Source organism: Rhodohalobacter barkolensis (genome assembly GCF_002834295.1).
Lineage (GTDB): Bacteria > Bacteroidota > Rhodothermia > Balneolales > Balneolaceae > Rhodohalobacter > Rhodohalobacter barkolensis.
Map to the genome: position 1 here is coordinate 1,139,182 of NZ_PISP01000001.1, position 14,986 is coordinate 1,154,167.

Below are 14,986 nucleotides of genomic sequence, written 5' to 3' on the forward strand. Positions count from 1 at the left end.
CAGACTAAGGAAGTACGGCTTCATCCGGATCATCAACATCTTCTACAAAATACATCGTTGCGGCGGCTACAATCATTGCCGCGCCTCCCAACATAAGTGAATAGATGGCCTCTCCTCCAAACCAGTTTCGTGTTGCAAAACCGAGAAGACTGGCAGCCAGGATCTGAGGAATCACAATAAAGAAGTTAAAAATTCCCATGTAGAGTCCCATTTTTTTAGCGGGCAATGAACCGGCTAATATAGCGTACGGCATGGCTAAAATACTTGCCCATGCAAAACCAATTCCCAGCATGGAAATCAATAGCATGTTAGGGGAAGACATGAAATAAATTCCGATTAAACTTAAACCACCGGCAACCAGTGCAATAGCGTGAACAACTTTTCGGCTTGTGGCTTTTGCCATTGGAGCCAAACCAAATGCAATAACTGCGGCAAACCCATTATATACGGCAAACAAAATACCCACCCAATCGGCACCTTCGTTATAGAGCGTAGAAGTGGTGTCGCTTGTACCGTAAATATGTGCTGTAACCGCGGCAGTTGTGTAGATCCACATGGCAAAAAGGGCAAACCAGGAGAAAAACTGCACCACCGCCAATTGAATCATTGTTTTTGGCATATGCAGAAAATCGTGTACTACTACCACCAATCCCTGATCAGTCTTACCGCTTCGTTGGATAAATCCGGCTAAAAAGGATACAACACCCAGTACCACAAGACCTACCGTAATGATGTAGAGTTCAGGATCGTAATTACCAAAGTAAACACCTGCCGTAACAGCTAAACCCAAAAGGGTAAAAAGAATACCAAAATTAACTTTTTTCTGACCGGCCCCTGCCTCTATTGGTACTTCACGCTTAATCTCATCTGAATCCCCTATCTGTTCATCTTCGTAAGCTTCAAACGCTTCCAGTTCTTCCGGTGAATATTCATGTGAACGAAACACAGTCCAAACTACGGCGGCCAAAAATACAGCACCACCGATGTAAAATGACCATTTAACAGATGGAGGAATCACTCCTTCAGGTGCTGTATTTGCTACTCCAAACCAGTTGGTCATCATCCAGGGCAAGGCTGATGCTACCACAGCTCCCGTGCCAATAAAGAAGCTTTGCATCGCAAAACCTTTGGTTCGCTGCTCTGAGGGCAACATATCCCCTACATAGGCTCTGAATGGCTCCATTGAAATGTTAATGGAAGCGTCCAAAATCCAAAGCATACCGGCTGCAACCCATAAATAGGGCGAATTTGGCATGATAATTAAAGCAGCGGATGCAGCAATCGCTCCATATAAAAAATAGGGTCTTCGTCTTCCCAGCCTTGTCCAGGTACGGTCACTAAAATATCCAATGATTGGTTGAATAATTAAGCCGGTAACCGGTGCAGCGATCCAAAGAATTGGGATGGCATCGATGTCGGCGCCCAATGTTTCAAATATCCGGCTTACGTTTGCATTCTGAAGGGCAAATCCGAACTGGATTCCAAGAAATCCAAAACTCATATTCCAGATCTGCCAAAAACTAAGTTTAGGCCGTGGTTTCGGTGTTACGCTCATTTCAGTCAGTTTTAAATTTATTTTTAGTTATTCAGATCTGTTATTTGGCCAGCAACATATAACTGTTGGCATCCAGCTCCATCTCTGCAGGTACACTTACGTCGGTTCCGTCAAACACATCCGTCCATTCTCCCTGATCTCCCGAATCGAAAGTAAAGTTTTGTATAGAGTCGGAGAAATTCAGGATCACAAACACTTGATCGTCCCCTGCTATTCGCTTGTAGGCGAATATTGAGTCATCAGAGTTGGTCGAAACTTTCAGATAATCACCACCTGCATTTCCATTAAATAGTGCGGGATTGTCGCGGTTTAAATGGAGCAGCGTACGATAAAAGTCCTCGTATTTGTAGTCATTCCAATCAATTTGGTCTTTTTCAAAAAACTCAAGCTGTTTATCCAGCCCGCTTTCCTGTCCGTTATAAACCAGTGGCATACCCCAGACGGTGGCTGAAAGAACCGCAAAATTTTCAAAGTTATCACCGTACATATCCGGATCACTGCCTGTCCATGAATTTTCATCGTGATTGGTTGTGAAAAACATTCTGTAGTCTGATTTATCAAATCGGTCAAAGTTTTCTGATAATACTGCATCTAACGCATCTAATCCGGCCTCACCGGCTCCAATATCCCGAATCGTGGATGCGTAATTCCAGGCGTAGCTCATGTCGAATGCCTGATGGAGTTCAGGTTCCTCTGCTTCTGCAAGCATAAAAACAGGTTTAATTTCATCAAGTCGCTGACGTGCTTCAATCCAGAATTCTGTTGGAAGCATGTAAGCTACGTCTGCTCTGAATCCGTCAATATTGTAGTCCCGTACCCAGTACTCCATTGCAGATATCATCGCATCCCACATATCCTTGTTATCCACATCCAGCTGAATTACATCTTCCCAATCTTCTTCGGGCGTATAAAATTCTCCATCTTCGTTGGTCACATAATATTCCGGATTGGTTTCAGTCCAGACTGCATCCCAGGCTGTATGGTTTGCTACCCAGTCGATGATGACTTTCATGTCATTCTCATGGGCTGTGTCTACCAAATTCTGAAAGTCTTCTTTAGTACCGAATTCAGGATTAACCTCTGTGTAATCTACAATACTGTAATAGCTGCCCAACGTACCTTTCCTATTTTCTTCTCCGATAGGATGTATCGGCATTAGCCACAGAATTTCAATGCCCATCTCCTTTAACCTGGGAATTTCTTCTGAGAAAGCCTCGAATGTGCCCTCGGGAGAGAACTGACGAATGTTCACCTCATAAATATTGGCATTTACAGACCACTCCGGTGGAGTGTTTACAGAAATATCAGAAGTCCGGTCTGTTTCATCAGATGAACAACCAAAAAAAAGTAATGCGACAAAAAGTGTTGTAAGAAGTGCTGAAAAACCTCGATTTATAACCATGATGATGTGGGTCAAAATTTAGAACAGATTAGCTTATTTAACTTTTGCAGTAATCGTATTGAAAATTCCCGATCCATTTAGCCAACTCACCCAAAAAGATCAGTTCCTACCAATTAATGTAAGCGTTTACATTGACGTTGGAAAGTTGAATCTCAATAAAGAAGATTAACTCTAATTTTTTAATCAATATGCAACTAAACTCTTTGTTTTTACCTGCTGATTTGGTATTTATAGCACTCATTTCAGAACAACCTTTTTATGAGTAAGCAGCTTTACTATTTAATCATCTTCCTCATACCTCTATTACTATCGAATGCGAGTCTTTCGGCATCCTCATTTTCGTCACAGGACACCACAAACGAAAAAGACTATCGCTTTGAACGAGGATTAACCACAGAAGAGGGATTACCGGCAAATGGTGTAAATAACATCATTCAGTCGAGTGACGGTTATATTTGGGCTGCTACCTATAACGGCTTGGTTCGGTACGATGGCACATCCATTACAGTTTACAACAGTTCAGATATTGAAGGATTAAATTCCAACCGGTTTCTAAATGTAATGGAGGGACCCGGTAACAAAATCTGGGCTACTCTTGAAAACCATCAGTTCATTTCAGTTGGAAAAGATTCTATTCAGGCATACGAACTTGATTATCCCGGGATTTCTGTAAATGATCATATTACTCTACTCTCCTTTCCCGATCAGGAAAATATCTGGGTGGGCTCCGGATATGGACTATTTGAGTTCAACGGTGAAACCTTTACTAAAATAGAAGAACTGCCGGCAGATGGTGTCGTTGAAATTATTAACACAGAGAATGAAGCTCTTATCCTGCTTCGAAAATCATTATATCGTTACTCCAAAACGGAGCAATCATATGAAAAACTTCTGGAGATTGATCAGGATAACATTCTTAGAAACGGTAAATCATTCCGCCAAAAATTTGATCGCGATCATTTCCTTTTTTCTGATCTGATACAGTACAACGGCTCCTACTTTTTATCTGCTCACTCAGCACTGTTGACATATAACAACGGAAATTTTGAAATCCTTTTAAATTCTGAGGATGCCGGTTTATTGAATATAAACGGATTCGACATCGATAGAGAAGGGAAAATATTCCTCGCCGGAAATGAAGGTGTCCGCGTGGCAGAGTTTGATCAAGACAATCAATTGATATTTAATTCACTGTCAGATTTGCCCTCAAAAAATGTAATGGTTGATAGTGAAGGGTCCATTTGGAATGCTTCAATTTCTCATGGAATCCGGCAATTCGTAAAAACTCCGATTTATAACGGAAAGAAATATCAAGAATTAGAGGGGAAATCACTGACAGCCAACCTGATCGATCAAAATGGAAATCATTGGTTTGGATCCAACTGTAATGATTTGATGCTCTATACAGAGAACTCAATCCAACGTTATGGGCCTTCTGAAGGGCTTACCAATAACTGTGTTTGGTCGTTACTTGAAAGAAAGAACGGGGAACTGCTGGCAGGCACGTGGGGAGCAAGTATTTTCAGGTTTGATGATGCTTCAAATCGTTTTACACCGTATCAAATTGATGGATTTGAACAGGTACGAGCTGTTCTATCCATGTACGAAGATTCAGACGAGGTACTCTGGGCCGGCACCTATTTTAGCGGTTTATTTAGAATTGAAGATTCATCAGCTGACCTAATTTTAATGGAAGACGGAAGCATCACACCCGGAGTGAGGGCTATTTTTAAGGATGCAGATGATTCGACCTGGGTTGCCACTGATATTGGAATCGGTTTGATCAAAAACGACAAAATTGAATTACAAACTCAACTTAATCTTCTTTCAACCCATAATTTCAGAACCATCACGCAGACCGAGAATGGAGATTTATGGTTTGGAAGTTACGGAGGTGGAATTGTAATTCTGCAAAACAACGGAGAAATAAAGACGCTCACCCGTGATAATGGTTTGTTTGATGAAACCATTTCTCAAATGATCTTTGATCAAGAGAATAACTTATGGCTGGGTGGTAACTCCGGTATATTCAATATTGAGAACAGTCAGGTAAGTCAATTTTTAAACAGTGAAATTGAAGAGGTTCGTGTTTCCAGATATGGAACCGATGAGGGGATGCCAACCCGGGAAACTTCCGGAGGTTTCACCCCTTCCGCATTACTGAACAACAATGGGATTTTATATGTACCCACGGTTCAGGGTGTTGCGGTTGTCAATACAGGGATGAACAGCATCGATCGGATTCCTCCAAAGGTGGCTCTTAAATATATCGAAGTAGACGGCAGGCAAGTTCAATCCGATCAACTTGAGAAATTACCGCATACAGTACAGCGTCTCTCCTTCAGAATTGCAGCATTGAGCTATATCAATCCAAAATTTCATCGGTATCAGTATAAACTGGAGGGATTTGACAACGAGTGGCAGGAAACAGATGGCTCGCAAGACATCAGCTTTACCACGTTAAATCCCGGCGATTATACCCTGCTTGTTCGTGCATCCAACAGTGATGGAATCTGGAGTGATGATACGGTGATTTCTTCTTTTTCCATTGCACCTCCATTTTGGAAAACAATTCCATTCTACATTTTATCCATTCTTTTCATTGCCATACTGCTGAGGATATTTTATCAAATAAAAGTTCGAAATATTCGAAAGAGAAATGAGTTCCTCGAAGAACGGGTTGAAGAGAGAACGGAATCACTTCGGCAAATTAATGAAGAGCTCAAAAATCTTATTGATGAAAAAAATCGCCTGCATGCGATTCTGGCCCACGATCTCCGTAATCCGTTTACTTCTATTATTGGCTACATGGAACTTCTAAAAGAGGATCTTTCATCAACCGATAATGAACAGGAGGTTATGATAGTGAATGCCCTCTTAAGTGCCGGGAAAAACACCTACAACCTACTTGAAAACCTGCTTCACTGGTCTAACTCCACCGGCAGAGGGCTTACCCCCGACTTTTACAATCAAGACTTGGTAAAACTGATTGAAGAGTCGATTCAGATGACTGAAATCCAGGCGGTGTTCAAACGAATTAAAATTGAATTTAACTATACAGAACCTGTTTGCGTAGTTGCAGATCGAAACATGATTTTAACCGTTCTGAGAAATATTCTATCGAATGCGATAAAATTTTCGAATGAAGACTCTTCCGTTTCAATCAATCTTGAAATGGATAAATCTGATGTAACAGTGTTCATTTCTGATACCGGAATTGGCATGGACAAAAAGGAAATGGATCTGCTTTTCAAGGATGTTTCAAACAGCACACGAAGGGGCACAAAGGGCGAGCGGGGTATTGGCTTGGGCCTGACTCTTTGCAAGGAGTTTGTAGACATTCATGGTGGTAAGTTAACCGCCAAGAGTGAACACAATCAGGGAAGTACATTTTCTTTCACTCTAAAGAGATGTGATTCGTTGGATTAATATATCAAACCTAACGATTTCTCATATGTTGAATTCTGTTATGACGAACAGAATCCGGGTGAAAAAAACTATCCAGTCTATTGATTTGCTGATCATTTAGCAGATCACTCAGATCACTTTTAAACTCATCATAATGCTCCTGGATAAACCGGTTTTCAGTTGATTTCAATACACGAATGGAATCCATTATCTCCGTATGATAGTTCTGCAATAAGCTGAAGAATTGTTCTTTTTGATTCTCGCTCAGGTCCAGCTCAGTAGAAAGTCTGTTTTTAGCGCGCTGTCTCATCAAACGGCGGTGTTCCGCTCTCTCCTCATCACTGTCGAAAGATCGGTCACCCCACCTATCACTTCCTTCTCGTTCGTATCTTTCAGAGTTTGAATACCGATCTTTGTTCACTATCGAATCATTGATCAAATACCCGGAAACTCCTCCAAGTATAAAAATCGTCAGAAAAGCCAGAATTGCTTTAGATTTTGTTTTCATAGAGTTTACTCTTCAAATAGTTGTTCAAGATAGAGTACATAGGTCTCGCCATCACTGTCATCCATAGGATATAGCAGCTCTTCGACAGTAAATTCAGCATCGTTTGAATTTGACTGACTGAAGTAAAATCCAGAGGTCAAAGCTAAAAATAGAACGGATGCTGCAAGTGCATACCGCTTAAACCAGTGGACGGAAACATCGGCAAAACCATTTCGAGATTGCTCAAGGATTTTGATGCGATTCAGAATTTGGCTCACACCGGATTTTACCTCAGATGATTCAAATTGATATTGACTGTAGATTCCGGACAGTTCCGGCAGTTCAGTAATGTTTATATAATCCTGCTTCAGCTCAGGATATGCTTCCAGTTTTAGTTCAAGTTCCTGAATTTCTGTTGCACTCAGCTCTCCGTCGGCAGCTCGAATAATTTCGTGTTCCAGCTTCTGGCGAATTTTATATTTATTCATATCATATAACTTCATTGTTCATATACCCCCATTCGCTTTAATATTCCTGCCAACTCTTTCCTGGCCCTGAACATTCTGTTTTTTAAAGTTTGTTCATTCACTTCCAGTACTTCAGATATTTCGGGATAACTCATACCGTCAATGGTTTTCATCACTACAACAGATTTTAAAATTTCCGGCAGTTCAGAGATCGCTTTGCGTAAGAGTAAAACTTCCTCTTTTCTATCCTTAGACACGAAGTCGTCAGATTCAATTTCGAACTCTTCAACAGGAACAGAACTGCGTTTTTTTTCAAATTTGTGCTTTCTGAACTCATCGATACACAAATTTCTGGCAATTGAATAGATCCATGTGTAATACCCTGAGCGTCCTTCAAAATTGTCAACACTCTTATAGGCTTTCAAGAATGCTTCCTGCAGAATATCATCCGGATCAACATTACTCCCGGAAAGATATGCAGTCATAGCACGATGGAGCCTTGGATACAGCTTTGGAATCTCTTTTTTAAAATCATCTTTATTGCTGCTCATTAAAACTCCATCGTGGCTGAGACTTACGGCTTATCTGTTCTGCCGGCGATTATTAGGTCTCTGATTCATTCCCGAATTCTGCCGGTTTTGTCGGTGATTCATAAATTGCATTAAATTTTGATATTCCTCCACTGTTAAGATCGATCTTAATTCTTCTCTATCAGCCTGCATTGTTTCAGATAATTCTCTGCGTTGATCCGCATCAACCGAGCTTGGATTTTCAATACCCTGAATTCTCATATCTCGTTGCATTTCACTGTGCTTATTCATCATAGACAGTACCTGATCGGCTTTTTCACCTGATAACTCCGCTTTTTCTACAATCATCTGATGTTTAATCGTTCGATAATCATGTTCAAATTCAGTCCGATCCAGCATTAATGATCGTAATTGTGATTTTTGATCGTCTGTTAAAACACCATTCAAAATAGATTGAGTATGAGGTCCTCTTAAGTTTTCTCCCATTCTTGCCTGACGCTGATCATTGTTTTGACGCTTTCCTCGTTCGCCCCGATTCATCTGGGCTCTGCTCGCTCTCATCGTTTGCTGATACTCAAGTTGTTTAGAGATAATTTCAGATATTTGATCGTCAGTCAAATTCAGTTCTTCTCCATAAGTGAATACAATTTGTTCCAGCCCGGGAGCCATTGCTCCGCGATTCTGCATATTTTGTGCCTGAACACTTAAAGCACTCAAGCTCACAATTATTAATAGAGTTGCTAATTTTTTCATGATTTTCACCATTGGTTGTGAATATTAATTGATCTATAGCTTAGACGTTTTTTTTTGAAAAGGGTTTGAAATGAATAGCCCTTTTAAATTGCGATCCTTTTTTAAAATGAATCGTATGAATGGACGCTTTTCTCTTCAGGTTTGATGACAGTTTGCTTACCTTTATTCTGTTAATTTAGATTGAATATAATTTATCGCGTGGCTTCACAATCTCAATCATATGATGCAGTTGTAATAGGCTCCGGACCAAACGGGCTGGCCGCAGCAATACGTTTGGCTCTTGAAGGGCTTTCTGTTAAAATATTTGAAGCATCTGACACAATTGGCGGTGGTATGAGAACCAAAGAACTCATGACTGCCGGCTACAAACACGATGTATGTTCTGCCATTCATCCTATGGCTGTCTCCTCCCCCTTTCTAAAAAAGCTGCCACTGAACGATTTTGGACTTGAGTGGATTCATCCCGATTATGCGGCTGCTCACCCGCTGGATAGCGGAGAAGCCGGAATCTTGAGCAGGGATTTACATGAAACAGCATTTTTGCTCGAAGAGGATGAAGGTTACTACAAAAAACTGGTTGAGCCGATCGTTTCAAATTGGGAGGGTTTAACACACGATTTTTTAGGTCCCCTTTCCGTTCCCAAACATCCCATTGCATTGGCGTCTTTCGGATTAAAAGGACTACTTCCTGCATCGCTTTTGAAAAGAAAATTCAAAACTGAAAAAGCCAAAGCTCTTTTTGCCGGAATGGCCGCGCACAGTATTTTGCCGCTCAATTCAATAGCTACATCTGCTATTGGATTGGTTTTTTATGGAGCTGCTCATACCGGCGGATGGCCACTACCAAAAGGAGGATCTCAATCTATCGCCGACTCCATGGCCGACTACTTTTTATCCCTGGGAGGTGAAATTGAGACAGATTTCAGAGTTTCAACGCTAAAACAGATCCCGGAAACCAAAGCTGTTCTTTTCGATTTAACACCAAAACAGGTAAACCGGATAGCCGGTGACGTTTTGCCGTCTTCCTACCGCAATAAGTTGTCCTCATTTAAATATGGTTCCGGTGTATTTAAAATCGACTACATTTTAAAAGAACCTGTACCATGGAAAAATAGTGAATGTGCAAAAGCCGGGACAGTTCATCTGGGTGGAACCTTCGAAGAAATTGCCGAATCAGAAAAAATGATTTCCGAGGGAAGTCATTCAGACAACCCATTTGTATTGGTTGCGCAACAGAGCCTGTTTGATGATTCACGAACGCCGGACAATAAACACACACTTTGGGCCTATTGCCATGTACCCAATGGTTCAACAAGGGACATGACCGGCATTATAGAGAATCAAATAGAGCGATTCGCACCCGGTTTCAAAGATATCATCGAGGCTAAAGTAACGATGAATACCGCCGACTTTGAAAATTACAATGAAAACTACATTGGCGGCGATATAAATGGTGGCCGACAGGATATCACTCAGCTATTTTCAAGACCGGTGAGCTTTATTAATCCCTATAAAATTCCTGCCAAAGGACTCTATTTCTGCTCTTCTTCAGCTCCTCCCGGAGGCGGAGTTCATGGAATGTGTGGATTCCATGCGGCCAACTCAGTACTTAAAAATGAATTTGGAAGATCAAAATCAGATTGGACGTTTAACATATGATTCAGAATCTGATAGAGCTTACAAAAAAGAGTGCTCTTTTTAACCGATCTGTTTCAAAAAATTCAGGTTCAGGCTGGTGGAATTTTGCTACTCTCCTGATCGCATTATTGGTTTCAATACCGGTGTTAACTGTTGCAGCAAATATTTTTATCCCAAGTGGAGATATCTGGCAGCATCTTGCCTCTACGGTACTACCCGATTATGTGAAAAACTCCCTCTGGTTGATGATTGGAGTGGGTATAGGCGTATTTGTTATTGGAGTGGGTTCAGCCTGGCTTGTCACAATGTGCCGTTTTCCCGGCAGTCGATGGTTCAACTGGATGCTGATTCTTCCAATGGCGGTTCCGGCTTATCTGATGGCGTACACATATACAGATTTCCTTGCCTTTACGGGACCATTTCAATCTCTTTTACGCGACCTTACCGGCTGGGGATTGGGCGATTACTACTTCCCCAATGTTCGCTCAATCGGCGGGGCAATGTTAATGATGTCATTCGTTTTCTTTCCCTATGTCTATCTGCTAACACGGGCTGCTTTTTTGGAGCAATCTTCATCCCTATTGGAAGCCAGCAGGAGTCTGGGAGCAACTCCATTCCAAAGCTTTTACAAAATTGCACTGCCCCTGGCTCGTCCATCCATTGCAGCAGGTATGGCTCTTGCTCTTATGGAAACCTTAAATGATTTTGGTACCGTAGATTATTTCGGTGTTCAGACTTTTACAACGGGAATTTATAGAACCTGGTTTGGATTGGGAGAACGAGCTGCAGCTGCACAGCTATCAGGTTTCCTGCTCATTTTTATTCTCTTCCTCATTCTGATTGAACGCTGGAGCAGAAATAAGATGAATATTCGCCAGAACAGTACGGGGCGATATAAGCAGCTTTATATTTATGATTTGAAAGGATGGAAAGCGTGGGCTTCTACCCTATTCTGTTCCATTCCCGTTCTGATTGGTTTTCTGATACCGGTCGGAATTCTGACTGAAATGATGATATCAAATTTTAGTTCAGCAGTAGACGCACGTTTTATTCAGTTCAGCTTGAACACAGTTATGGTGGCTTCCATTGCCGGAATTTTTGCCCTTCTGGTAGCATTAGTAATGGCTTATGGAGTTCGATTAAATCCCAACTATTTAACCAAAATCTCCACAAGAATTGGGGCAATGGGCTATGCCATACCCGGTTCTGTCATTGCGGTTGGAATCTTAATTCCATTTGGCTGGGTTGATAACACAATTGATGGGTGGCTCAGAGAAAATCTTGGCATCTCGTCCGGACTCATTCTCAGCGGTACCATATTTGCCCTGATCTTTGCCTATGTAGTTCGATTCCTTGCCGTTGCATTCAACACAGTTGAGGCCAGCCTGGGCAAAATTACAGACAACATGGATGAAGCCGCCGAAGGAATGGGTTACAGCTTTGGTAAGATTTTGAGAAAGGTTCACATTCCCATGATGTCCGGAAGTCTTTTTGCTGCCATCATGCTGGTTGTTGTAGATGTAATCAAGGAATTACCGGCCACGCTGATTGTAAGACCTTTCAATTTTGATACACTGGCCGTTCAGGTTTACCGGTTGGCTTCGGATGAAAGGTTAGCAGAATCATCCGGTGCGGCACTGGCCATTATTTTGGTTGGATTAGTTCCGGTCATCATTCTTAGCCGGTCCATAGCCAAGACCCGAAAAACATCTAAAGTTGAAAAAGAGTAAAGCTTAATTAGCTTAGATTACTTTCTTCGGTAGATGGGCACGTTTGAGCAAGCTTCTCCATACATCAGTTTTTTTACATGCGGAAGAAGCTTTTTTGTAGCAGCCATATAAACGTTTGATGACACATCAATTTTGCTGCACCCTTTCAGCAATACAAATCTCTCTGAATACTTTTCCCAATCTACGGAATCCAATTTTTTTATCAGAAGGTGACTCAATACTTCTGCTTTGTTTCCAAACAGCACATCTTCTACAAACTCAAAGGCATACTGAACAATGAGCATGTAGGCCCACTTCGGTATAATTGCATCTGTTGAACAGTAGACCGCCAAATAACCTTCACTATATTGACCCCAACCGTGGGCTTCAATTTTTTCACGAAAGTCCTTCTCCTTTAAAATAAGCCCTTCAAACAGAAAATCCTTGATATCGAGTTCGTACACAGTAATGCCGTTCGCTAACTTTTCAAGATCAACGGTTTCCAGCTTAGACTGCTTAACTTTGTTTACTATTTCAGACATGAATTATGGGTATTAGGTAGTGGGTAATGGGTAGAAAGTATCAAGTAGTAGGGATTAAGTAATGATATTGAACAGCTCAACAATATTTTATACTAATAGTACTTAATACCCGATACTTACTACTTATTACTATATCTTAAAGTGAAAATGACTCTCCACAGGAGCAACTGCGCACGGCATTTGGGTTATTGAAGTGAAATCCTTTCCCCTCCAATCCGTCCGTGTAATCAAGTTTGGTACCGGCCAGATAGAGAAAGCTTCTCATATCAACAACAACTTTTATGCCGTGCTCTTCAAACTCCTTATCCTCTTTTGATACTTCCTGTCTGTTATCAAAATCCAGATCATAGGTCAAACCAGAGCACCCTCCGCTTACAACCGATACACGTATGGGTGCCTCATCAGAAATATTCTGTTCATTTCTGATTTCATGAATCCGCTTTGCCGCTCTATCGCTGATTGAAATGGACATTCTTTACCTGCTTCCTTCTAAATTCGAGTGTAATGGATTAGCTAAACAGATTTATACAGAAATCACCTGAATTTCAGGGTCAATTCGTTTTACCATGCTTTCGATAGCGTAGAGTGTACCGGATGTTGCCGTCGGGCATGTTCCGCAAGCTCCCTGGTAGTGAACTTTTAATCTATTACCATCTAACCCAAGAATTTTTAGTCCGCCACCGTCTGCAAGCAGATAGGGTCGTACTTGCTCATCCAGCATCTGGTTGATCTGCTGGAGTCGGGGATCGTCTGTATCCCGGACTTCTTTTGTAGCATGGACTTCTTCGTCTTCTGTCAAATCCAACTGAGGTTTTGCTTCTCTGATTGGAGGTGCCAGCTTACGCAGCAATTCCGACCAAACAGCATTTCCATCTTGAGTAACCGTAATGTATTTATCTACATAATAGACATTAATTACATGTTCAATATCAAAGAGTGATTTAGCCAGTTCATCATGCTCAGCCTCTTCACTGTTCTCAAAAGATCTGGTAACACCGTTCGTAAGTGGTTCTCCCAGTACAAATCTCATTGCGTCCGGATTCGGAGTACGTTCTATTTCTTTAATTTTTGGCATAGTCTGTTTCCTTTTTTTGTATGAAAACGTTTAAAAACCCAGTTTATTTATAATTGGTTTACGTATAAACTCAGATTTATTCAAAAAAACTCTTCGCATATCTAATTCCGTCAATCAATCGGTCAATATCATCTTCATTGTTATAAAATGAGATGGATGCCCGGGCTGTCGAGGGAACGTTATATCGTCTTAAAATAGGCTGCGCACAGTGGTGACCGGTTCTCACCGCTATCCCCTGCTTGTCCAAAATGGTGCCAATATCGGTTGCATGGATACCATCAATTACAAATGAACATACCGAAGCTCTTCGATCAGAATTACCGATAAATCTCAAGCCTTCAATTTTATTGAGTTCACTCACAGCGTGATTTACAAGCTCCTGTTCGCGATTTGCAATCCTGTCCATACCGATATGGTTCAGGTAATCGATAGCTGAACCCAGGCCAATACATGCCGCGATAGGTGGAGTTCCGGCTTCAAATCGAAATGGAGGTACATTATAAGTTGTCTCTTCGAATGAGACCTTATCAATCATATCTCCACCACCTCTATATGGAGGCATCTCTTCCAGCAGATTCATTTTTCCATAAAGAATTCCGAATCCTGTGGGACCACACATTTTGTGGGCAGAAAATGCAAAAAAATCACAATCAATATCCTGAACATCAATGGGCTGATGCGGTACGGATTGCGCACCATCTATTAAAACAACAGCATCATGTTCATGGGCCAAAGCAGTAATTTCTTTAACCGGATTAACCGTTCCAAGAGCGTTTGAAACATGTACAACCGCCACAATTTTAGTCCGTTCACCCAACAGAGACTCATAAGCCTGCATATCCAGATCACCGGAATCCGTTACAGGAATAACTTTAATTACAGCGCCGGTTCGTTCAGCAATCATCTGCCAGGGAACAATATTGGCGTGATGTTCCATCTCAGAAAGAATAATCTCATCACCCTCTTTCAATACAGATAAACCGTAACTATTTGCTACAAGGTTTATGGAATCTGTAGTTCCTGTTGTGTAGACGATTTCATTTTCAGAATCCGCGTTAATAAAATCCCGGACTTTTTTCCGAGTTTCCTCAAAAGCGTCTGTAGCTTTTTGGCTCAGCGTATGAATGCCACGATGCACATTGGCGTGTTCATTCCGGTGGTAATCATTGATTCGCTGGGCAACAGATTCGGGCATCTGACTGGAAGCAGCGTTATCCAGATACACCAATGGCTTGCCGTTTACTTCTTGATGAAGCACGGGAAAGTCTTTCCTGAACTCAGAAAAGTCAATAGCCGGTATATCTTTAACTGCTTGTGCCATGTTGGATTTCAAATATTATCAACCTTTTTGAAGAAGTATAACCAAGGTGTGTTGAATATTTACTATTTGATCTTAACACACTCTTTACTCCCCTCTCAA

Annotated in this window: 13 protein-coding genes; 3 read left to right on the plus strand and 10 right to left on the minus strand. The window is 41.4% G+C overall.

Annotated features, from left to right (window positions below; all coding sequences use genetic code 11):
- Positions 1-4: 4 nt before the first annotated feature.
- Together CWD77_RS04720 and CWD77_RS04725 are read right to left on the minus strand one after the other, a co-directional pair.
- On the minus strand, positions 5-1,555 hold the full coding sequence (locus CWD77_RS04720; RefSeq protein WP_101072059.1) for an MFS transporter: 1,551 nt from the start codon (positions 1,553-1,555) through the stop codon (positions 5-7).
- 40 nt (positions 1,556-1,595) lie between these two features.
- Positions 1,596-2,957 (minus strand): alpha-amylase family glycosyl hydrolase, encoded by a 1,362-nt coding sequence (locus CWD77_RS04725; RefSeq protein WP_101072060.1) that lies wholly within the window; start codon positions 2,955-2,957, stop codon positions 1,596-1,598.
- Positions 2,958-3,215: 258 nt separating this feature from the next.
- Between CWD77_RS04725 and CWD77_RS04730 the strand changes: the two genes are divergently transcribed.
- The gene (locus tag CWD77_RS04730; protein ID WP_101072061.1) at positions 3,216-6,386 is read left to right on the plus strand and encodes a sensor histidine kinase; all 3,171 of its coding nucleotides are present in this window, start codon (positions 3,216-3,218) and stop codon (positions 6,384-6,386) included.
- Between the two features lie 10 nt (positions 6,387-6,396).
- Here CWD77_RS04730 and CWD77_RS04735 read toward each other — a convergent pair whose 3' ends face one another.
- Genes CWD77_RS04735 through CWD77_RS04750 form a run of 4 tightly spaced genes read right to left on the minus strand, consistent with a single transcriptional unit; the run spans position 6,397 to position 8,602 of the window.
- Positions 6,397-6,873 (minus strand): hypothetical protein, encoded by a 477-nt coding sequence (locus CWD77_RS04735; RefSeq protein ID WP_101072062.1) that lies wholly within the window; start codon positions 6,871-6,873, stop codon positions 6,397-6,399.
- 5 nt (positions 6,874-6,878) lie between these two features.
- A complete protein-coding gene (locus CWD77_RS04740) occupies positions 6,879-7,340 on the minus strand; it encodes a hypothetical protein (RefSeq protein ID WP_133120181.1) in 462 nt (153 codons plus the stop codon).
- An 11-nt stretch (positions 7,341-7,351) separates the two neighbouring features.
- The gene (locus CWD77_RS04745) at positions 7,352-7,870 is read right to left on the minus strand and encodes an RNA polymerase sigma factor (protein ID WP_101072064.1); all 519 of its coding nucleotides are present in this window, start codon (positions 7,868-7,870) and stop codon (positions 7,352-7,354) included.
- Positions 7,871-7,900: 30 nt separating this feature from the next.
- Positions 7,901-8,602 carry a hypothetical protein gene (locus tag CWD77_RS04750; protein ID WP_133120182.1) on the minus strand — a complete coding sequence of 234 codons (702 nt, stop codon included), beginning with the start codon at positions 8,600-8,602 and terminating at the stop codon, positions 7,901-7,903.
- Between the two features lie 180 nt (positions 8,603-8,782).
- On the opposite strand from CWD77_RS04750, the gene CWD77_RS04755 reads away from it, so the two are divergent.
- Positions 8,783-10,261: a phytoene desaturase family protein gene (locus CWD77_RS04755; RefSeq protein WP_240596653.1), complete on the plus strand. Its 1,479-nt coding sequence runs from the start codon at positions 8,783-8,785 to the stop codon at positions 10,259-10,261.
- Positions 10,258-11,970, plus strand: coding sequence for an ABC transporter permease (locus tag CWD77_RS04760; protein WP_206017941.1), 1,713 nt, complete (start codon positions 10,258-10,260; stop codon positions 11,968-11,970). Before CWD77_RS04755 ends, CWD77_RS04760 begins: the two co-directional genes overlap by 4 nt.
- A gap of 17 nt (positions 11,971-11,987) precedes the next feature.
- On the opposite strand, the gene CWD77_RS04765 is transcribed toward CWD77_RS04760, so the two are convergent.
- The 4 genes from CWD77_RS04765 to CWD77_RS04780 all read right to left on the minus strand — a co-directional run bounded on the left by CWD77_RS04765 (position 11,988) and on the right by CWD77_RS04780 (position 14,887).
- Entirely contained in the window at positions 11,988-12,491 is a 504-nt protein-coding gene (locus CWD77_RS04765) for a DUF2480 family protein (RefSeq protein WP_101072067.1), read from the minus strand.
- 136 nt (positions 12,492-12,627) lie between these two features.
- A complete protein-coding gene (locus CWD77_RS04770) occupies positions 12,628-12,963 on the minus strand; it encodes a HesB/IscA family protein (protein ID WP_101072068.1) in 336 nt (111 codons plus the stop codon).
- A 51-nt stretch (positions 12,964-13,014) separates the two neighbouring features.
- Positions 13,015-13,566, minus strand: a complete 552-nt coding sequence (locus CWD77_RS04775; protein ID WP_101072069.1) for a NifU family protein — start codon at positions 13,564-13,566, stop codon at positions 13,015-13,017.
- Positions 13,567-13,642: 76 nt separating this feature from the next.
- Positions 13,643-14,887, minus strand: coding sequence for a cysteine desulfurase (locus CWD77_RS04780; RefSeq protein ID WP_101072070.1), 1,245 nt, complete (start codon positions 14,885-14,887; stop codon positions 13,643-13,645).
- Positions 14,888-14,986: the final 99 nt, after the last annotated feature.

Excerpts from the sequence above, each read along its gene's own strand:
- CWD77_RS04730 (WP_101072061.1), top strand. The coding sequence starts at position 3,216 with ATGAGTAAGCAGCTTTACTATTTAATCATCTTCCTCATACCTCTATTA.
- CWD77_RS04760 (WP_206017941.1), top strand. The coding sequence starts at position 10,258 with ATGATTCAGAATCTGATAGAGCTTACAAAAAAGAGTGCTCTTTTTAAC.
- CWD77_RS04765 (WP_101072067.1), bottom strand. The coding sequence starts at position 12,491 with ATGTCTGAAATAGTAAACAAAGTTAAGCAGTCTAAGCTGGAAACCGTT.
- CWD77_RS04720 (WP_101072059.1), bottom strand. The coding sequence starts at position 1,555 with ATGAGCGTAACACCGAAACCACGGCCTAAACTTAGTTTTTGGCAGATC.
- CWD77_RS04770 (WP_101072068.1), bottom strand. The coding sequence starts at position 12,963 with ATGTCCATTTCAATCAGCGATAGAGCGGCAAAGCGGATTCATGAAATC.
- CWD77_RS04735 (WP_101072062.1), bottom strand. The coding sequence starts at position 6,873 with ATGAAAACAAAATCTAAAGCAATTCTGGCTTTTCTGACGATTTTTATA.
- CWD77_RS04740 (WP_133120181.1), bottom strand. The coding sequence starts at position 7,340 with ATGAATAAATATAAAATTCGCCAGAAGCTGGAACACGAAATTATTCGA.
- CWD77_RS04780 (WP_101072070.1), bottom strand. The coding sequence starts at position 14,887 with ATGGCACAAGCAGTTAAAGATATACCGGCTATTGACTTTTCTGAGTTC.
- CWD77_RS04750 (WP_133120182.1), bottom strand. The coding sequence starts at position 8,602 with ATGAAAAAATTAGCAACTCTATTAATAATTGTGAGCTTGAGTGCTTTA.
- CWD77_RS04745 (WP_101072064.1), bottom strand. The coding sequence starts at position 7,870 with ATGAGCAGCAATAAAGATGATTTTAAAAAAGAGATTCCAAAGCTGTAT.
- CWD77_RS04775 (WP_101072069.1), bottom strand. The coding sequence starts at position 13,566 with ATGCCAAAAATTAAAGAAATAGAACGTACTCCGAATCCGGACGCAATG.
- CWD77_RS04725 (WP_101072060.1), bottom strand. The coding sequence starts at position 2,957 with ATGGTTATAAATCGAGGTTTTTCAGCACTTCTTACAACACTTTTTGTC.